This window comes from Aliivibrio sp. EL58 (assembly GCF_900312675.1).
In the GTDB taxonomy this organism is placed as follows: Bacteria; Pseudomonadota; Gammaproteobacteria; order Enterobacterales; family Vibrionaceae; genus Aliivibrio.
The window spans coordinates 180,684-201,652 of record NZ_OMPC01000006.1; the positions used below are offsets into that span (position 1 = coordinate 180,684).

General features: G+C 40.9%; 17 protein-coding genes, 1 tRNA gene, 1 pseudogene and 2 riboswitches. Of the genes and pseudogenes, 3 read left to right on the top strand and 16 right to left on the bottom strand.

What is annotated here, in order from left to right; genetic code table 11:
* Positions 1-73: 73 nt before the first annotated feature.
* Both ED622_RS08170 and ED622_RS08175 read right to left on the bottom strand, forming a co-directional pair.
* Positions 74-358 carry a hypothetical protein gene (locus ED622_RS08170; protein ID WP_122033406.1) on the bottom strand — a complete coding sequence of 95 codons (285 nt, stop codon included), beginning with the start codon at positions 356-358 and terminating at the stop codon, positions 74-76.
* Between the two features lie 171 nt (positions 359-529).
* Positions 530-1,747, bottom strand: a complete 1,218-nt coding sequence (locus ED622_RS08175; protein WP_122033407.1) for a multidrug effflux MFS transporter — start codon at positions 1,745-1,747, stop codon at positions 530-532.
* Positions 1,748-1,844: 97 nt separating this feature from the next.
* Between ED622_RS08175 and ED622_RS08180 the strand changes: the two genes are divergently transcribed.
* The 3 genes from ED622_RS08180 (at position 1,845) to ED622_RS08190 (ending at position 7,406) form a co-directional block, all read left to right on the top strand.
* Positions 1,845-2,810 (top strand): LysR family transcriptional regulator, encoded by a 966-nt coding sequence (locus ED622_RS08180; protein ID WP_122033408.1) that lies wholly within the window; start codon positions 1,845-1,847, stop codon positions 2,808-2,810.
* An 82-nt stretch (positions 2,811-2,892) separates the two neighbouring features.
* Entirely contained in the window at positions 2,893-4,686 is a 1,794-nt protein-coding gene (locus ED622_RS08185) for an aminopeptidase P family protein (RefSeq protein WP_122033409.1), read from the top strand.
* 272 nt (positions 4,687-4,958) lie between these two features.
* Positions 4,959-7,406 carry a family 20 glycosylhydrolase gene (locus ED622_RS08190; RefSeq protein ID WP_122033410.1) on the top strand — a complete coding sequence of 816 codons (2,448 nt, stop codon included), beginning with the start codon at positions 4,959-4,961 and terminating at the stop codon, positions 7,404-7,406.
* Between the two features lie 132 nt (positions 7,407-7,538).
* Here ED622_RS08190 and thiH read toward each other — a convergent pair whose 3' ends face one another.
* The 14 genes and pseudogenes from thiH to ED622_RS08260 all read right to left on the bottom strand — a co-directional run bounded on the left by thiH (position 7,539) and on the right by ED622_RS08260 (position 20,842).
* Positions 7,539-8,654 (bottom strand): 2-iminoacetate synthase ThiH, encoded by a 1,116-nt coding sequence (gene thiH, locus ED622_RS08195; RefSeq protein WP_122033411.1) that lies wholly within the window; start codon positions 8,652-8,654, stop codon positions 7,539-7,541.
* A 14-nt stretch (positions 8,655-8,668) separates the two neighbouring features.
* Positions 8,669-9,439: a thiazole synthase gene (locus ED622_RS08200; protein WP_122033412.1), complete on the bottom strand. Its 771-nt coding sequence runs from the start codon at positions 9,437-9,439 to the stop codon at positions 8,669-8,671.
* Between the two features lies 1 nt (position 9,440).
* A complete protein-coding gene (thiS, locus tag ED622_RS08205; RefSeq protein ID WP_122033491.1) occupies positions 9,441-9,653 on the bottom strand; it encodes a sulfur carrier protein ThiS in 213 nt (70 codons plus the stop codon).
* Entirely contained in the window at positions 9,646-10,503 is an 858-nt protein-coding gene (locus ED622_RS08210; RefSeq protein ID WP_122033413.1) for a HesA/MoeB/ThiF family protein, read from the bottom strand. The genes thiS and ED622_RS08210 overlap by 8 nt, the downstream gene beginning before the upstream one ends.
* Positions 10,496-11,149, bottom strand: a pseudogene (gene thiE, locus ED622_RS08215) (thiamine phosphate synthase); the annotation flags it as partial. The gene ED622_RS08210 and the pseudogene thiE, both read right to left, overlap by 8 nt.
* A 112-nt stretch (positions 11,150-11,261) precedes the next feature.
* Positions 11,262-13,196 carry a phosphomethylpyrimidine synthase ThiC gene (thiC, locus tag ED622_RS08220; protein ID WP_122033415.1) on the bottom strand — a complete coding sequence of 645 codons (1,935 nt, stop codon included), beginning with the start codon at positions 13,194-13,196 and terminating at the stop codon, positions 11,262-11,264.
* Positions 13,197-13,386: 190 nt separating this feature from the next.
* A riboswitch (TPP riboswitch) is annotated at positions 13,387-13,498 on the bottom strand.
* 403 nt (positions 13,499-13,901) lie between these two features.
* Entirely contained in the window at positions 13,902-15,275 is a 1,374-nt protein-coding gene (locus tag ED622_RS08225) for a voltage-gated chloride channel family protein (protein ID WP_122033416.1), read from the bottom strand.
* Positions 15,276-15,402: 127 nt separating this feature from the next.
* Positions 15,403-15,469: riboswitch (Fluoride riboswitch) on the bottom strand.
* 99 nt (positions 15,470-15,568) lie between these two features.
* On the bottom strand, positions 15,569-15,901 hold the full coding sequence (locus ED622_RS08230) for a cytochrome c (protein WP_122033417.1): 333 nt from the start codon (positions 15,899-15,901) through the stop codon (positions 15,569-15,571).
* 116 nt (positions 15,902-16,017) lie between these two features.
* Complete coding sequence (locus tag ED622_RS08235; RefSeq protein WP_122033418.1) at positions 16,018-16,212, bottom strand: hypothetical protein; 195 nt, start codon at positions 16,210-16,212, stop codon at positions 16,018-16,020.
* Positions 16,213-16,295: 83 nt separating this feature from the next.
* A complete protein-coding gene (locus tag ED622_RS08240) occupies positions 16,296-17,684 on the bottom strand; it encodes a glycoside hydrolase family 1 protein (RefSeq protein WP_122033419.1) in 1,389 nt (462 codons plus the stop codon).
* Positions 17,685-17,960: 276 nt separating this feature from the next.
* Positions 17,961-18,037 (bottom strand) — tRNA-Trp (locus tag ED622_RS08245).
* Positions 18,038-18,155: 118 nt separating this feature from the next.
* Positions 18,156-18,680, bottom strand: a complete 525-nt coding sequence (gene hemG / locus ED622_RS08250) for a menaquinone-dependent protoporphyrinogen IX dehydrogenase (protein ID WP_122033420.1) — start codon at positions 18,678-18,680, stop codon at positions 18,156-18,158.
* Between the two features lie 32 nt (positions 18,681-18,712).
* The gene (locus tag ED622_RS08255; RefSeq protein WP_122033421.1) at positions 18,713-20,170 is read right to left on the bottom strand and encodes a TrkH family potassium uptake protein; all 1,458 of its coding nucleotides are present in this window, start codon (positions 20,168-20,170) and stop codon (positions 18,713-18,715) included.
* Between the two features lie 54 nt (positions 20,171-20,224).
* Complete coding sequence (locus tag ED622_RS08260; RefSeq protein WP_122033422.1) at positions 20,225-20,842, bottom strand: YigZ family protein; 618 nt, start codon at positions 20,840-20,842, stop codon at positions 20,225-20,227.
* Positions 20,843-20,969 lie beyond the last annotated feature (127 nt).

Genomic DNA, 20,969 nt, shown 5'->3' on the forward strand with positions numbered 1-20,969 from the left:
TTATCAGGCACAAAAAAAGCAGCGTTTATTCGCTGCTTTTTAATTTGTGTGACTTATTTATATTAAGCGCAAACTATTTGCTTGATAAATAAGCTTGAAAATCTTCTAAAGAGACGCCTTCTTTGGCCATTTCTTCGGCTAATTTTTTTGTTGTTTCGCCTTTGCGCTCTTCAATTACCACTTGGAATTGGTAAATAAGATCACGCAATGTTGGTACAGACACTTGTCGTGCAGCACTTCGTACTCGTTCTTGGCTTTGATTACCAAGTTCTGAAAGAAGTCGACCAAACATAAGTTTCTCTGGCGACTCTTCCATCTGCTCTAGAACACGAGCCATTTCAATAATAGACATCGACATTGCGTGTTTTGCCCTGTTTTTATAATAAACCAATAATAATCTAAGTGCTGAATATACACTGAAACGAAAACTAACTGAATATATTAAAAGCCAAAAGCGCTCTATTTATGTACAAATTATGCGATTAACCTCAATCGATACAAGGTCACATTAGATAATAGAGAGTTCAACTTACTCCGCTATTTTCTCTGAATGCCATACTTTGCCTTTTTTGCTTAATAGGATCAGCAAGCCTGGGATAAGAAACCACATCATTAGCGTTAAAAGCTGTGCAGAAGGGAGTGCTAATCTTTGCATTGTGCCAACAATGACGCCTGCACCACTCATTTGGAACAACCCTAATAATGCAGCAGCAGTGCCCGCTCTATCACCAAAAGGTGCTAATGCTTTACCTGCCGCCGAACCCAGTACCCATGCGAAGCCTACTGACGAGAAGAAAATCGGGATCATAAACGCCCAAGCTTGCTGAATATGTTGGAACCCTAGCATTAGTCCGCCAGCGACAATAAGTACGCTCAAGCCAAAAAGGAGTGCTTTTCGAGTTCCGAATCTGATCATAAATTTAGGTGCTGCAAAACACGCCGCGATATTTAATACCGCATTTACCGCAAACCAATTAGTAAATTCTTGCATTGTCAGCCCAAGCTTATCAATCAGAAATACTGGTGCAGAAGTAACGTAAGCTAAGATAACTCCCATCGCTAACATACATAAGGTTGCGTGGAATAAGAATGTTGGATGCTGTAGTACCGACCAGTAACGAGATGGGCTGATTAAACGCCCTGTTTGTACTGTATCTGTCGGTTTTGTTTCTTTGTAATTAATCGCAATCAACGCTAGAGCGACAAGTGCAAATCCGGCCATAAAACTGAAGTTTGAACGCCAGCCAAAATGAATGGTTAAGTAACTGCCCAAAATAGGTGCTAATGCCGGAATAAAGCAGATTGCCCCATTAAGGTAACTGATCATTCGACCGCTTTTTTCTGCACCAAACGAATCACGTACCGAAGCAAAAGCAGCAACTGAAGTCGCACAGGCACCAAAACCTTGCAGTAATCGAGCGATGAGCAGCATTTCCATTTCTTGAGCTGAATACGCAAGTGCAGCACTCAAGCCATAAATAACAATACCCGTTAAGGCTATTGGTCGACGTCCATAGCGATCAGCCAATGGGCCCGCAAATAATTGCCCAAGACCCATACTAAACATAAACCACGTAATGGTATCTTGACCTAATGTTGAAGCCACTTGAAATTCACTTACCATTAAAGGTAAGGCAGGAAGATAGATATCAATCGCTAATGGGCTAAATAAAACCAAAATAACCATTAAAGCGATAATCTTTTTATCTGATTGTTGCGTTGGTAGTGCAGAAACTGGCGTGTGCATGTGTAACTCCTAAAATAGTCAGTGGAGTGTACGTAATTAGAGATATGAACAGAAATGGTTTATATTCAGATCTAACATTCTGTTTTGGAATATCTCTATGTTTTTTGAAAAGCTGAGTAAAGTCGATCTGAACTTACTACTGACTCTCCATTTGTTATTGGAAGAAAAAAGCGTCACACGTGCAGCTCAACGCCTCTGTTTAAGCCAGTCTGCGGTGAGTAAAAACTTAGCGAAATTACGTGAACAATTTAACGACCCTCTATTTACTCGTACCGCTTACGGTCTGCAGCCCACAGCTAAGGCTCGTAACCTTCAGGTACAGTTGCACACACTATTAAGTCATTTAGAAAGTATTACCGAGTCAGCCACATTTGACCCTCAACACAGCCATTACCGCTTTCGTGCAGGCTTAGTTGAAAGTACTTATCCATTGCTTTTGCCACACTTCATGTCCTACATTTTAAATGAAGCGCCTAATGTCATGCTCGATACCCATGCATGGGATGCCCATACTTTAAAGAAATTGCAATCTGGCGAAATGGACATTGGTATTACAGGTAAAGATTTAGACCCAAAATACGCCAACATCACAATGCAAATGCCTGCTGATATTCGAGGCCAAGAGATTTATCGAGATAGCCAAATGTGCTTGGTTCGTCAAGACCATCCGGTACTCACTCAAGAATGGACATTAGATACTTACCTTCAACAACGTCATGTTCAAGTGCGCTGTGATGGTAAAGATCAGTGGTTACTTGATTACAAATTAGCTGATAAAGGATTGGAACGAAGCATTGGTATCATAGTGCCTGATTTTAACAGTGCAGCCAGTTTATGTACCCATACTGATTTGGTGTTCACCGCCCCAAGTCACTTTATTAAACTGGTCGCTAAGCAATTAAATTTGGTCGTATTGCCTCTACCAACAGAGTTACCACAAATGGCCTACACACTTTTTTGGCATCAACAAAAAGACAATGATGCTGCCAATTGTTGGCTACGCAATATCATTATCAGCCACTGCCAAGATTTATCAGCATCAACAATTGCAGATACTCAATAAAAGCGCTAGGTTATAGCTCGAATACAAATAACGCTTTCTGCCTCGACACGACACGGACAGAACAATAATAAGGACTATCCAGATGCATCCTCAAACTTCTCAACGCATTGAGCAACTTCGCTCTTGGCTTGCACAACAAGATTTCGACGCCCTAATCATTCCACATGAAGATGAATTTTTAGGTGAGTACATTCCTGAACATAATGAACGTCTATTATGGGCAACAGGATTTACAGGCTCTGCTGGTGCCGCGGTTATCACGAAAGATAAAGCCGCCATTTTTGTTGATGGTCGTTATACCGTTCAAGTTCGCAAACAAGTACCTGCAGATGTATTTGAATATCGTCACCTGCACGAAGAACCATTATTAGAATGGATTAAAGAAACTCTAAATACTGGCGCAAAAGTAGCGATTGATCCTCGTATGCATACCGCTCAATGGTTAAAAAATGCAGCACAAACCGTTGAAGGTGCAGTGACATTAGAAACCGTAAGTAACAACCCAATCGATCTTATTTGGAATGACCGTCCAGACGTTAAAGTCTCGGATGTTCGTTTAATGGAGTTGGAACTGGTTGGTCAATCAAGCACTGATAAACGCAAACAAATCGCTCAAGCAGTCGCAAAGAAAAATGCGAATGCTGCTTTATTAACGCAATTAGATTCAATCTGTTGGCTATTGAATGTACGTGGTTTAGATGTATCTCGCCTACCAGTACTTCTGTCTCATGCCATCATTCATGCTGATGAAACAGTCGACTTCTTCTTAGACCCAGCTCGTCTTCCTGTAAATTTCAGTGAGCATGTAGGCCAAGGTGTGCGAGTTCATCACCCAGAAGCACTGCAATCAACATTAGAATCACTTTCAGGTAAGAAAGTAATGGTTGATTCAGCAACATCAAATGCGTGGATGTCATTAGTACTTGCCGATGCAGGCGCAGAACTTATCGAAGCGGTTGATCCATGTTTACTGCCAAAAGCAGCAAAGAATGAAACAGAAAAAGCAGGAATGAAAGCGTGTCATATTCGTGATGGTGCGGCGATGGTTAAATTCCTAACTTGGTTTGACGCTGAAGTTGAATCAGGCACCCTGCATAATGAAGCGGTATTAGCCGACAAACTACAAGCCTTCCGTGAAGAAGATGAAACACTGGCCGATTTAAGCTTTGATACAATATCAGCGGCTGCCGGCAATGCGGCAATGTGTCATTACAATCATGAGAACCAACCAGAGCCAGGTCAGCTACAAATGAATAGCTTGTATCTTGTTGATTCAGGCGGTCAGTACCCAGATGGCACAACCGACATTACTCGTACACTGCCAGTTGGTACACCAAGTGATGAAATCAAACAGCAATTCACCTTGGTACTAAAAGGTCATATTGGTTTGGCTTCAGCTCGATTCCCTAAAGGCACCTGCGGTCATCAATTAGATATCCTTGCTCGTCAACATTTGTGGGCTCAAGGCTACGATTACGATCACGGCACGGGTCATGGTGTGGGTCACTTCTTAAGTGTTCACGAAGGTCCGCAAGGCATTTCTAAGAAAGTAAATACTGTCGCTCTACTTCCAGGCATGGTTTTATCTAATGAACCAGGTTATTACCGTGCAGATGAGTTTGGCATTCGTATTGAAAACTTAGAGTTAGTGGTTGAGATTGAAACTAAGGGTGATTTCTCTGTACTTGGTTTTGAATCATTAACACGTTGCCCTATCGATAAGCGTTTAATCAATGTTGATATGTTGAACCGCCCAGAACTTACTTGGTTAAACAATTATCACCAAAAAGTATGGGATGAAGTAAGCCCATTAGTTGAAGGTGATGTAAAAGAGTGGCTAAAACAAGCAACAGCAGAGTTACGTTACGAAGGTTAACTGCCGATTAACTCTACCGTTTAAATAAACTTAAATGTCACTTTTTACAGTGGCATTTTTTTTGAAACAAATAAAGGTTCCACGTGAAACACCTTTAACTTCACGCTTTCACTGCAACATAATGTATCGAACCTAAGACTATTCCGCACAGCATCTCATTAGTGATATTTCACTCAATACAACTAATACAGAACGATAAACCGATCACATACAGTTAATCCATTATAAGTAATCCTTCCCTTCGAATTTAAAGGAATATAGGACTACACATAATGAAAAAAACTCTGTTAACTCTTACTGTTTCAAGCCTTCTTTTTAGTGCATCATCAATCGCCTCCGCGCCAAACACCGACTTAAATTTGATGCCATATCCTCAATCAGTAGAGTTAAAATCAGGTCAGCTAGCCATTAACCACAACTTCAGTATTTATATTGATGGCTATAAATCTGAACGCATTCAACAATTAGCGCAACGTATCATTCAGCGTGTAGAAGCTCAAACAGGATTACCATTACTGACACCGTTTGCAACCTCAAAAAAGGAAGCCACATTCGTTATTGATGTTAGCAAGGCAGCAAAAAACAAAATTCAAGACATCAATATTAATGAGTCATACGAGTTAACCATTAATAAAAACCAAATCGTTTTAGAGTCAGAACGCCCTTACGGTGCGATTCGTGGCGCAGAAACCTTTCTTCAATTAATTAACACCACCAAAGACGGTTACTTCGTTCCTCAAATTAATATTGAAGATGAACCTCGCTTTCCATGGCGTGGCGCATCATTTGACTCCTCTCGTCACTTTGTCACCATCGACACAATTAAACGTCAAATCGACGGCTTTGCTTCAGCAAAAATGAATGTCTTCCATTGGCACTTATGGGATGACCAAGCTATCCGAATTCAAATCGAAAGCTATCCGAAATTATGGGAGAAAACCGCGGACGGTGACTTCTATACGAAAGATGAAATCAAAGACGTTGTTGAATACGCACGCCTACGCGGTATTCGAGTGATCCCAGAAATCTCACTACCAGGTCATGCTTCAGCAGTTGCACACGCTTACCCTGAATTAATGTCTGGTGAAGGCAAACAATCGTATGACCAACAACGAGCTTGGGGTGTATTTGTTCCTCTAATGAATCCAATTAATCCTGAACTCTATGTCTTCTTCGACAAAGTATTCAGTGAGGTGACTGAACTCTTCCCTGATGAGTATATTCATATTGGTGGTGATGAACCAAACTACCAACAATGGAGTGACAATAAAGAAATCCAAGCATTCATCAAAGAGAATAATATTGATGGCAACCGTGGTCTACAGTCATACCTAAATGCACGTATTGAAAAAATGCTGAACAGCAAAGGTAAAAAAATCATGGGTTGGGATGAGATTTGGCATAAAGACCTACCAACCTCAATTGTGATTCAAAGCTGGCGTGGTCATGACAGTATTGGTCGTGCAGCAAAAGAAGGCTATGCCGGATTACTATCAACCGGCTTCTATTTAGATCAACCACAACCAACAAGCTACCATTACCGCAACGACCCTATGCCAAAGGGCCCGCAAGTCGATGACCAACTGAACACGGGTGAAACATTCGAAACCTACACTTGGCAGAAACCAAGAGGCAAAGGTGGCCCGCGTAAAGGAACGCTAACCATCATTACTGATAAGAATGGTGATGCTCGTGCCTTTACCGATTACAACGGCAAGTCACGTGCAAAAGTCGATATCATTGAATACACCAAAGGTGAATCATTCCGTGGTCACTTTGATAACTTCATGTCTTACACTGAATTTAACCTAACCTTTGATAGCGGCAGTATTGAAAAAGCGAGCTACCAACTTGTTGGTAATGTTCGTTGGCCAACCACAGGTGAAATGACAGCAAGTTCATCAATCAAAAACTCAGAGATCCCAGCACCTAATGGTGGTTACCCTGTTGCTTTAGATAAAGATGAGCAAAAACTGATTCTTGGTGGCGAAGCGGCTATCTGGGCAGAGAACTACGATGACCTAACTGTTGAAGGTCGCATTTGGCCTCGAACTTATGCAGTTGCTGAACGCTTATGGTCTGCTGAAGCGCTTACCGATGAAGACAGTATGTATCAACGTCTTCAAGCTATGGATAACTGGGCAACCATTTCTGTTGGCTTACAGCATCAAACCAACAGCTATAAACAGTATCTACGTATTGCTAACGGCGGTGATGTCTCTGCATTAATGAGCTTTGCAAACTACGCAGAACCTGCGCAGTACTACGCTCGAAACTGGGCTAAGTTTAATTCAACCGAACCTAAGGGTGAACTATACAATCAATATGAAAGATTGAATCGTTTTGCTGACGCTGTTCCTGTAGAAAGCTTCGCGGTACTAGATATGATGAAACTGGCAGAAACGGCAGTAAACAATAAAGCTGATTTAAAAGCGCTGAAGCAGCACTATCAAACTGTTCTAGAGAGTGCACAAACATCAGAAGTGATCTTTAACAACAATATCGCTTCTCTTGATACTGCACCGTTAGCAGCAAAACATATCGAAGTAGCAACAGCAGCATTAGCGGTTATTCAAGAGCTTGAAAAAGGTAAGAAGCCGACATCAAAGCAACTGGATAATCTATTAACGATCACTACCAATGCATCAGGAATGTATGATGAGATGATTGTCGCTATCGTGCGTCCAACAGAAGAGTTGGTTCGTCAATTACGCAAATAAACATTAATTAACTAACTTAAAATCAAAGTAATCAAACCATATAAAGTACCACTCAATATAGAGTGGTACTTTTTATTTACTGAGTAGCCAAACACACTCGATCACCGTTTCACTTTGAAAGCGACATTTCTTTCAGTCCACAGTAAAGCTCCGCTCCCAGTCTTTCCATACAGGCTCAAACCCTCTAGCCTGAACAGCTTCTGCAACCGCTAAAGCAGAACGCTCATCACTGATAGAAAACTGCTCTAACTCTTCATTGTCATTAGCATACCCACCCGGTTGAGTTTTTGATGCAGCAGACACAGAAGTGATCCCTAAAGGTAATACATTATCTCTAAAGTGTTCTGACTCCCTAGTAGACAGCGATAGCTCAACCTCTGAATTGAATAAACGGTAAGCACAAATTAATTGTACAAGCTGTTTATCATTCATGAGTGATTTAGGTTGAAATGCCCCTTCGCATGGACGTAACCTTGGAAACGAAATTGAATAACGAGTTTGCCAATATCGACGCTCTAAATAATCCAAATGTGCAGCAACAAAAAAACAATCCGTTCGCCACTCTTCTAACCCAATAAGAGCACCAATTCCAATTTTGTCTATCCCCGCTTTCGCTAATCTATCTGGTGTTTCTAAACGATATTCAAAGTCCATTTTATTACCACGAAGATGATGCTCCGCATACGTCGATGGGTGATACGTTTCTTGATAAACCATCACCGCATCTAAGCCTAAGGTTTTTAATTCTGCGTACTCGTCTTGCTCAAGCGGCTGAACTTCCATTGCCAAGTAATTAAACGACTGCTTTATTTGTGGTAATGTTTGACGAAAGTAATTCATCCCGACTTTGGTTTCATGTTCACCCGTTACCAAAAGAACACTATCAAAGTTCATCGTTTTAATTGCTGAAATTTCTTGTGCTATTTCGTCTTGATTAAGGGTCTTTCTCTTAATTCGATTCTCCATTGAAAAACCACAATAAGTACATGCATTGGCACATAGATTAGAAAGATAGAGAGGGATATAAAACCCAATAGTATGCCCAAAGCGTTGGCGAGTTAAGCGCGCAGATTCTTGAGCCATAAGTTCAAGATAACTTTCCGCTGCAGGAGAAATCAACGCTTTAAAATCCTCAAGATCACGTTTAGGTTTATTCAGTGCTCGCTCTACATCATCAGCCGTTTTACTATAAATTGAGAGTTTCACCTCATCCCAATTCAGCTTTTTCCACTCATCGGTAAATGTCATTTTCACTCACCTTATCAATCTAAAAATGCAGTCAATGGACTGGAAGCAACTGCTTGAGTATTTACGGAGGCTAAGCCATTCTCGTAAGCCAGTCGTCCTGACTGAACCGCTAACTTAAAAGCCGTCGCCATCGCAATAGGATTTTTGGCTGCTGCAATCGCCGTATTCACCAGCACTGCGTCTGCTCCCATTTCCATCGCAAACGCAGCATGAGATGGCGCACCGATACCGGCATCAACCACAACAGGTACGCGAGCTTGATCAATAATAATTTCTAAAAAGTCACGACTTGCAATGCCTTTATTCGAACCAATGGGAGCCCCTAGAGGCATCACTGCAGCACAACCCACTTCTTCTAAACGCTTGCACAAAACAGGATCAGCATGGCAATACGGTAAGACGATAAAACCTTGACGAACTAATTCTTCTGCTGCTTTTAATGTTTCAATTGGATCGGGCATTAAATACTTAGGGTCTGGATGAATCTCTAATTTTAGCCAATTGGTTTGCAGGGCTTCTCTGGCAAGTTGAGCAGCAAAAATAGCTTCTCTAGCGTTCTTCGCTCCTGACGTATTCGGCAATAGATTAATACCAGCATCAACAATTGGTTTTAATATATTGTCTTCAGGGTTATTCACCTCCACACGTTTCAGCGCCATGGTCGCCAATTCAGAGCCCGACTCTATTAATGATTTTTGCATTATGCCTGAGTTGGGAAACTTTCCGGTTCCAGTAAACAAACGTGATGAAAAAGATTTACCGGCAATGATTAATGAGCCACTCATGTTAGCCTCCTGCTATCGCTTGAAATAATGAAATGCTTTCGCCATCAGAAAGACCACGGGTTTGCCACTCTGATCTTGGGATTATTTGATTGCTCATCGCTAATGCGCACCCTTGAGTATCAACCTTATGCAGGGCAAGAAAAGAGTGAATGGAGTGTGTTTTCTCTACTCGATAAACCACATTATTCAGCTCTATTGTTATTAGATTACTCACAAATAAACTCTCCATTAATACATTCTTGGCTCTGCAATGTTTCACGTGAAACATGAGGGTGCTGTTGGGATCGACAACAAACAGAACAAGTGTTGTCTTTAGGGATATCAATACAAGACCATTGAAGTGATCTGCCATCAAATTGATGAATCGAACTCCACTTAACCCAACTTGGCTGAGTGAGATACTTGATGGTTTCTAACGCCTGTAGGTTGCCAATCATGCCAACCACAGGACCGATAATGCCAAATGACTGACAGTTTTGTGTTTGCTGACTTTCTGTAAATGGAAACAAGCAATGGTAGCAAGCCGATGCATTTTGATTATCCTGTTGCTGATTAGAGAACAACATCAGTTGTCCTTGCCACCCGATTGCCGCACCAGAAATAAGCGCTACTCCGTTTTTTACACAAGCAGCATTAATCTCATGACGCGTAAATAAGTTATCGCTACAGTCGAGAACGACATCGACTTGAGTCAGAAAGCGAGATAATTCAGGTTCAGATAAATGATGATTGATAACCTCAACCGTAACTGCATTGTTTAGATCTTTTATCTGCTGCGCCATAGCAATCGCTTTGTTCTGAGCGATATTCGATTTACGATAAATAACTTGTCGCTGTAAGTTACTCAATTCAAGTTTATCGCCATCAGCGACAATCAAGGTCCCTATGCCAGCAGCAGCTAAGTACATTCCAACGGCAGAGCCAAGCCCTCCACAACCAATCATCAATACTGTGCTATTTCTTAATGATAACTGCCCTTTTTCACCAATATCAGGCAACATGACTTGACGGCTATAGCGGAGGAAGTCTTGATCATTGAGCCCCTCCATTAATAAATTACTCATAAGTAGCCTCGACATTTTTCTTCTCTCTTGGCTTAGCAAGAATAGCGGTAAACTGAGTTATAACTTCTTCGACATTGCTAGCCTGAGTAATCGCGCGAACTACCGCAATACTGTCTACACCGGTTTGCCACACTTGCTCTGCGACCGTAAGATCAATGCCACCAATAGCAACGGTTGGAGTATCACCTGCTAACTGTTGGTTTTTTGCTAGGTTAACTAGGCCTTGCGGTTGTGATGGCATATCTTTCGTGGGTGTAGGAAATATATGTCCAAGCGCTAAGTAACTAGGATTGAGATCTTTCACTTTCAATAGCTCACTGTCATCATGAGTAGATAACCCCAAGCAAATGCCAGCATCTGATATTGCCTGCAGATCAGCGATTTCTATATCTTCTTGTCCAAGGTGAATTCCAAATGCCTTGTGTTTAATGGCTAGCTGCCAATAGTCATTAATAAACACTTGAGCATCATATTGACGGCCAAGTTCGATTGCTTTGATTACCTGCTCTTCTATGTCTGCTTGTTCTGGATTCTTAATTCGTAATTGAACCGTTTTCACCCCAAGGCTAAGCACGGTTTTAATCCATGACACATCATCAACCACGGGGTAAAGACCAAATTTATTTCTATCAATCGCAGGAAAAGTATACATACTCATCTCTCCTCAAACCTTCGATAAACAAGCGATGTTTCACGTGAAACACCACTTACTATTTATTACTACATCTTCAATATTGATTTAAAAGAAAGATAATGAGCTATTCCGTTTCTATCGCAGGATGATAAAGTTCAGAACCTGACGCTTTAAACTCTTCTGATTTCTGACGCATTCCTTCAAGTGGATCATCAATCATTTTGATCTCAATCGCTTGGTCTAATGCGACTTGATCGATATCTTTGGCGTACTCACGAACCTCTTGTGAAATTTTCATTGAACAGAATTTAGGTCCACACATTGAACAGAAGTGAGCAACCTTGCCAGACTCTTGCGGCAGTGTTTCATCATGAAATTCACGCGCGGTGATTGGATCAAGAGAAAGATTAAATTGGTCTTCCCAGCGGAATTCAAAACGGGCTTTTGATAAGGCGTTATCACGGATTTGAGCTCCCGGATGACCTTTAGCTAAATCCCCTGCGTGTGCTGCTAACTTATAAGTAATCAAGCCAGTCTTCACATCATCTTTATTTGGTAAGCCTAAATGTTCTTTTGGCGTCACATAACACAACATGGCACAGCCATACCAACCAATCATGGCAGCACCGATACCTGATGTAATATGATCATACCCCGGAGCAATATCTGTGGTTAATGGACCTAAGGTATAAAATGGCGCTTCATGGCAATGCTTCAATTGCTCGTCCATGTTCTCTTTAATCATATGCATCGGAACATGGCCAGGGCCTTCGATGATCACTTGAACATCGTAATCCCACGCAACTTTGGTTAGCTCACCTAACGTTCTTAATTCAGCAAATTGTGCTTCATCGTTAGCGTCGGCAATTGAACCCGGACGTAAGCCATCGCCCAAAGATAAGGCAACATCGTACTTAGCACAGATTTCACAGATCTCGCGAAAGTGCGTATATAAGAAGCTTTCTTGGTGATGAGCCAAACACCACTTCGCAATGATTGAGCCACCGCGCGAAACAATACCCGTCACTCGCTTTGCCGTCATTGGAACATAACGAAGCAGTAAACCGGCGTGAATCGTAAAATAATCAACGCCCTGTTCGGCTTGCTCAATTAAGGTATCTCGCATCACTTCCCAGTTTAGGTTTTCAGCAACACCATTTACTTTTTCTAACGCTTGATACATTGGAACGGTGCCAATGGGTACCGGACTATTACGTAGAATCCACTCACGAGTTTCATGAATATTTCGACCAGTAGACAAATCCATTACGGTATCGCCGCCCCAACGCGTTGACCAAACTAGTTTTTCGACTTCTTCTTCAATTGATGAACTGACAGACGAATTACCAATATTGGCGTTAACTTTAATTAAGAAGTTACGACCAATGATCATTGGCTCAGCTTCTGGATGGTTTATGTTTGATGGGATAATAGCGCGGCCTTCTGCCACTTCTTTACGCACAAATTCAGGAGTGATTTCTTTAGGTAAGTTAGCCCCAAAACTGTGTCCGGGGTGTTGATGATTTAACTGCTCATCTGCAAACTTTTGACGTCCCATGTTTTCACGGATCGCAATATATTCCATCTCAGGCGTAATTATTCCCTGACGCGCATAATGCAGTTGGGTAACACATTGACCTTGTTTAGCACGACGGATAGCTGGCAGGTTTCCATAACGAAGTTCGTCTAAGGTATCATCTGCCAATCGTTCTTGAGAATAAACCGAACTAACCCCATTCAACATTTCTGTATCACTGCGCTCTTCAATCCAACGCTCACGCAATTTCGGTAAACCTTGATAAACATCAATCTCATAGTTTGGGTCAGTATAAACACCAGAAGTGTCATAAACTTGAATAGACTCATTTGGCGTTAGTGTCGGATTCTCTTTTGTCCCACCAACTAAACTGTCAGCCAAAGCAATTTCACGCATAGGTACGCGAATATCTGAACGAGAACCTTCAATATAGACTTTACTTGAATTTGGGTATGGTTGAACCGACAGCGATTCAATATTGGTTTTAGCATCTAAACGTGCTTGTTTGCGACTTGACGACATAGCAAAATTCCTTGATAAAAATAGAATAATTGCTTGTCGGATTTGAGTTGTAGCAAGAGGTTCTTAGTTTAAGATACAACAGAGAATAGACCTGCATATCTGTATGTTATGAATTACACAAATAAATTAAAGCCAAAATTCAGCTACGATTTATCATTAAATAATTCGGTTAGTGATTAACAAACTAAGATAAAAAATATCTCTTGTTCCCTTCGCAGGTATTAGCCTGATCAGGTTCTACGGATCCCGCAACGCGGTCTCAGCTCGTACTATAAAAGTACTAAGCACTCCGACAAGTTTCTTTCAGATCTTCCTAATGAAAATCTGAATGTGTCCGGAGTATAAAGAAAGTACAGAGGAAATGAAATGGAAGAGAAGGAAGTTATCAAGTGGTTGGCTGAGTTTGTGAGTGAACGCATATTGAGCTTTGTATATAACAATTCATATTGAACCTTGTGTGCTTCGCAACAAAAAACCACCTTTGTCATCCGCAGCTCTTACACCATCAAATACAATGTTCTTTTTTGTGGAGAAGCACATTAGGTTCTAAACACACCATCATTACATACTGAACCTTGTGTGCTTCGTAACAAAAAACACCTTTGTCATCCGTAGCTCTTACACCATCAAATACAATGTTCTTTTTTGTGGAGAAGCACATTAGGTTCTAATCTAAACCAATACGTTTCACGTGAAACATTAAAACTATTTTTTACTCAACTTGTTTGCCAAATGCTTTAGCCACGAAGAGTTATGTTCGCGGTAAGAGCCAATTTTATTAGAACCATCATGATCGCGGCCATGCTCTAACGTTTTAGATACAGCCACACGCTGAGAAGAATAAATACCCGTATGACCACTAAAGTAATATGCGGTATAACACGCTAACGCAAAGTAAGGTAAGTAATCCGCGCCAAACAGCTCAACCCCCATAATAGTACAAGCCAACGGTGTATTAGTAGCTGCTGCAAATACCGCTAAGAACCCTAACGCCGCAAACAGGTCAACAGGAGCACCCATCACCCAAGCAAGGAAATTACCTAAGGTCGCGCCAACAAAGAACAGAGGTGTTACCTCACCACCTTTATATCCTGCCGCTAATGTGATCGCCGTTAAGAGTAGTTTTAAAATCCAACTATACCACTCAGCCCCACCAGCACTGAATGCCGAAGTAATACTCACACCACCATCACGACTTGGATAAACACCAATACCAATGTAATCGTAATTACCAATTAACTGCGTAATAGCAATAACCATTAAGCCACCAACAACTACGATTAAATATGGGTTTTTAAGCGTGGCATTAAATACATCTTTAAAGCCGTGAGTTAATTCACCAAACAGATAACCCGCCAAGCCAAACGCAATCGCAGCAACAATCACCTTCGCCATTAATACCAGGTCGATATCAATCGCATGACCAAATAAAGTACTGACTTGATCAAAATTAATTAAGTAATGAGTATGATGAGCCCCCCACGCAGAGGCCACGACATTCGCTAAAATTGCCGCCAACAAAGCAGGAATGATGGCATTGAATTTAATACGACCAATAAATAACACTTCAAGCGCAAAGATAGCGCCAGTAAATGGGGTGCCAAAGATAGACGCAAAACCCGCAGCAACACCAGCCGTCAGCATCATTCGTCGATCATCTTCAGATAGCTTAAACACTCTAGACAATAAATCTGTCGTTGCCCCCCCAATCTGAACCGCCGTCCCTTCTCGACCTGCTGAGCCACCGAATAGATGCGTAATAACCGTCGTAATTAACACCAATGGACCCATTCGAACAGGAACACCCTCTCCCGCTTCATTTATCTCATCCATGATCAAGTTATTACCACCTGCTGAGTTTCTCCCCCAGTTGCGATAACTGTATACGATCACTAAACCTGCCAACGGCAGAAGATAAATTAACCAAGGATTGGCAATACGAGCTTGAGTCGCTTCGCTTAATAACCAAAGAAAAAAGGCATTAAATGAACCAACTAGTAACGCAACAGGAATTACGAGCAGCGACCAACGGAACATTTGATAAAAGTTTTGCAGATTACGATTTAGAGGATGTGCCATGAGTTTCTATCTTTTAATAATGGTTAATCAAAAGGATAGACTATCTTAGAAGAGAAGAGAAATAACAAACAGCTCTACTATAGACGGATCTATCCCGATACGACCAGAAACAACTGATCAGGATAACGCTACAGTAGGAATCATTATCTCTAAATTAGAGCAGTTAAAGGTGGAAATCCATCACCCGTGATTGGTATTGGAATCAATCAACGAAACAAATGCTACTCCTATGATTTATAAATGGCAAATAAAAAGCATATACATTATTTAGCTTCCATCTTAGTTCAAAGGTATTACTTATTAATAGTATCAATATAAGCAAAGATATCTTTTACATCCTCTTCGTTCAATATGCTTTTCCATGCAGGCATTCCTTCATTACCATTTAGCACTGTATCTATTAACTCACTCTCAGATTCCCAAAATGATGTTAACCCTTCATAGATATTAGATGGCTGCTCAGATAGCGATTCACCCGCAATTCCATCACCGTGCCCTTTATCACCATGGCAAGAAGTACAAAGCATTTTATAGTTTGCTTCACCATTAGATAAAGCTATTGATTCGGCATTTACTGCGCTAATTAAACTGAAACCTAAAACAAGAGCTGTAAGTGTTTTTTTCATAATAAATAATCCCTAAAGTTAATCTACATATAAGGTACACCACACCCTATGAACCTAAGATGAATAAAAAAGGCGCCTAAATTAAGGGCGCCTTTGTTTGCATTTATTATGTTAGTTTACCAAGTTAATACTGGAGTATAGCCACTCACTGCATTAGCCATTTTGGTATTTACACTTTCGAATCCTTTCCAAAGCTTTTTCATTACTGCTGATTTTTTCTTTCTTGCTTGCTGTTTGCCATACATTTCTTCGTTTAGCATCTTCTTTGCAGCAACTTGACCAAGATAGACAGAACCTAAATCGTAATTCATTGTAATAAAACCTTAGAGATTAATTAAGCAGCAGATTTTACTCTCTACGCCTCAAAAAACAAGATCTAGATCACAAAATAAATCTATTTTAATGAACTACCATTAGTTTTAATTACATCTTGATACCAGTAAAAACTTTTTTTAGGAATGCGTTGTAGGCTACCTTCACCTTTATCATTGCGATCAACATAGATGTAACCATAACGCTTATCAAGTTGAGCCTCTGAATTACTGACTAAATCTATCGGTCCCCATGAAGTAAAACCCATTAACTCCACACCATCAAGAACCGCTTCGCGAGCCTGAACTAGGTGATCGTTCAAATAAGCTATTCGATAATCATCTTCAATGGTATTTTCTTCTGTTACTACATCTTTAGCGCCTAACCCATTCTCAACAATAAATAGTGGCTTCTGATAACGGTCATGCAGGACATTCAATAACACTCGTAAACCTTTCGGATCGATTAACCAACCCCACTCACTTGCTTCTAGGTGTGGATTAGGAACACTCGCGACAATATTACCAACCTCTTTTTTCTTTGGATCGGCACTCGCACATCCGCTGGCGTAATAGCTGAATGAGATAAAATCAACACTCGCTTTTGCTAGATCTTCAAGATCACCCTCTGCAAAGTGTAAACTTATCTGATTCTCACGGAAATAACGCAACATGTAACCTGGATACTTTCCGCGGACTTGCACATCACCAAAGAAAAGCCATTGGTTATTCTCATGCATAGCAGCAAGTACATCGTCGGGATGACACGTATATGGGTAGTTAAGCGCCCCTAATAACATGTTGCCAATTTTAGAATCAGGGAGCATTTGATGACATAAATTAACCACACGAGCACTAGCCACTAATTGATGATGAATCGCCTGATAAATACTTTGCTCATCTGCCTCATCAGGTAACCCTACACCGGTAAATGGGGCGTGTAGTGACATATTTATTTCATTGAATGTCAGCCATAGTTTAACTTTATGTTGGTAACGTTCAAACACGACCTTAGCGTATCGCTCAAAGAACTCGATGACCTTTCTATTGCTCCAGCCGCCATAGTTTTCAACTAAAGCATAAGGCATTTCATAATGAGAAAGAGTGACAAAAGGTTGGATGTCGTATTTGGCTAACTCATCAAAGATCGCATCATAATAAGCTAATCCCGCTTCATTTGGCTCGGCATCATCACCATTTGGGAAGATACGAGTCCACGCAATAGAAAGACGTAGACAGTTAAACCCCATTTCATCAAACAATTTAATGTCTTCTGGATATCGATGATAGAAATCAATAGCGAGATCTTTTATGCCATCCGTTCTTGTTTCTCTGGTTTGTGATGGACTAAGAATACCATTAGGAAGCATATCAGAAGTCGATAAGCCCTTACCGTCAGTTTGGAATGCACCTTCAATTTGGTTCGCAGCAATCGCTCCGCCCCATAGGAAATCTTTTTGAAATGTAGTCATGAGTTGTCTCTACTTATACTCAATAAATTAATTCTAATATGAATATAGTCAATAACTAAAAATAAGTCTGAGAGCCCACTCCCATCACATGTTCTTTTCTCAAATTTCAGATAGCAAAAAGGCTTGTACCTTTCGATACAAGCCTTCTCTAAATATGACAAAGCTAGAGTAATTCAAACTCTCAACACGCGCGTTCTTATGGTGAGGGGAATCCGCAGCTCTTTTCTATGCTTTAGAAACGGAAAAACCCCAGCATTTCTGCTGAGGTCTTAAATATGGCAGGGGTGGAGAGATTCGAACTCCCAACACGCGGATTTGGAATCCGCTGCTCTGCCAGTTGGAGCTACACCCCTGTTGTGCGTGCTATTGTAATGACTTTCACAAGAAAATCCATAGCTAACATGCTAAAAAATAGCATCTAAACTAAAATATCTATCTCTATCGCACAATTCTTTTCAAAACGGCTGAAAATTAACCTTTTTTAATCTTTTCAACAAATTGATCGACACGCAACCAGTTTGTATATTCAACTTCTTTAGTTGGATCCGTCTCTCCACCCGTCATTCTCATGATGAGTTGAATCATAAAGCGATCAAAGAAATTATAACGAGGATAAAATAATGCACCAGCAAACGTATCTTGCAAAGCGGGAACCCAAGAAGACTTCAATAAGAACTTCTTAAAATATGCACTGGTTTCTGGAGTATCTTTCCCCTCCTTACGAGCAGTTAGATTAACAATAAAGAACGCAGCCTTCGCTTGTTCCAAAGCCACTTGATGTTGAGTGATAAACTGATACAACTTCTTATTCAAGTGACCGTAACGGATAGAAGCACCGATAACGACACGGTCATAATCAGAAAGTGAAACCGTTAACGGCTGATGTAAATCGACCAACTCACATTGGACATCACTTCCTAACTTAGTCGCAATGTAATCCAATATTTTAATAGTTTGACCTTCACGACTTGAGTGAAGAAGTAATACTCTTTCCACAGTAAACCCTTTTATCTTTTTAATACTAAAAACTAACTACGCCAAAACGTCGGCGTGAACAAAATAAGCAAGGTAAAGACTTCCAAACGACCAAATAACATTGAGATAATTAAAATCCATTTGGCTGCATCATTTATTTCGCCAAAATGCACTGCAACCTCACCTAAACCCGGACCTAAATTATTTAGCGTCGCTGCAATCGCAGAGAAAGCGGTTAATTCATCAATACCCGTCGCAATCAATGCCAACATACAAATCACAAACACCAAGGCATACGCAGAGAAGAAGCCCCATACCGCGTCAACCACTCGTTGAGGTAGCGCTTTGCTGCCAATTTTAATAGTAAAAATAGCTCTTGGGTGAATAAGACGTTTTAACTCACGCATCCCTTGCAGTGATAACAGTAAAATACGAATCACCTTCATGCCGCCGCCCGTAGACCCTGCACAACCACCAATGAAAGATGAAAATAGCAGTAATACAGGTAAAAACAGTGGCCACTCAGCAAAGCTAGTTGTGGTAAAACCTGCCGTTGTTGAAATGGATACGGTCTGAAATAGTGCCTGATCAACCGCGGTTCCTATCGAATCATAAGTACTGTGCTTGAGTAACAATAAGAAGGTAATAAGGAACAATAATACCTGAATAAAGATAAACGCTCTAAACTCTGGATCTTTCCAATAATATTTAGGGTGCACGCCACCAGAAGCAAACGCAGCAAAGTGCAACGAGAAGTTACACGCAGAGATAAGTAAGAACACCACAGTGATAGCATTAATTACCGGACTATTAAAGTAACCCATACTGGCATCGTGAGTAGAAAAACCACCAATCGCTATTGTTGAAAAGCTATGAGAAATGGCATCAAACCAATCCATACCTGCAGCCCAAAATGCTAAAGCACACGCAATAGTTAAAGTAAGATAGATATACCAAAGTACTTTTGCTGTTTCAGCTATTCGGGGGGTCATTTTGGAGTCTTTTACAGGTCCTGGGATCTCCGCTCGATACAGTTGCATACCACCGATACCTAATACCGGTAAAATGGCCACCGCTAATACGATGATACCCATACCACCAAACCATTGAAGAAGCTGACGATAAAATAAAATCGCTTTAGGAAGATGGTCAAGACCGGTAAGAACGGTCGCACCTGTTGTCGTTAACCCAGAAAATGATTCAAAAAAGGCATTGGTTACCGATATATCAGGAGATCCAGAAAGCAAAAACGGCAATGCGCCTGCACTGCCGATTACCATCCAAAAGAGAACGACGATGAGAAAGCCATCGCGCGATTTCAGTTCTTGTTTATGATCCCGATTTGGGAACCAAAGTGCACCGCCACCAGCCAGTAACAAGAAAAAAGTAATAACAAATGGTACACCGGCACCATCACGATATATAAACGCGATAAAAGCAGGAGCCAACATGAAAAAACTAAACACCGCGAGTAAGATACCCACGATTCGAATAATTGAACGAAACTGCATGATTTATTGGACGCCGAGCGTCACTTATATCCTAAATGGTTGGTATTAAACATTTCACACTTCCGGTGGAAACTCGATCTTTGCACCGCTTTTATTGATTATCGCGGTTTTAAATTCACTAATAACGCGTTTTTCTAATTCGACAGTCATTGTCACTCTATCACTATAATCCGCTGCCACTTGTTGTCCTTCAAATTGATGCAACAAGATTTCGACTAAGCTCACTAAATTATAATCACAATGTAAAACCACGGTATCGGTAATCCGTTTTTCTTCGGTTTCAATCAGCTTTAATGCTTGCTGAACCCCACCGCCATAAGCTTTTACTAAACCGCCAGTACCCAGTTTTATACCACCAGAGTAACGAGTCACTACGGCGGTAATCTCACCAATACCACTACCACTCAGTTGGGCAAGTATCGGTTTTCCTGCCGTACCAGATGGCTCACCATCATCACTAAAGCCCCATTTCATCGAATCTTCAGGCCGACCGGCAACAAAGCCCCAGCAGTTATGCCTAGCATCAGCGTGCTTTGCTTTTATTTCAGCAACAAACGCCTTGGCCTCATCAATTGAAGCGGTTCTAGCAAGGTAGGTAATAAAGACACTTTTTTTGATCTCTTCTTCAAATACCGCCATCGCTTTTGGCACTTGATATGGCTGATCATTCATAGACTACACTGATAGTAAAAACGGAACCTTAAAGTGTATCACTTCTCATGACATTTACGCTTTTTAAGCTGATATTTATTCGTTAATCGAAGAAAGTAAATTTGTGATCAACCAAGACAAACGTAAA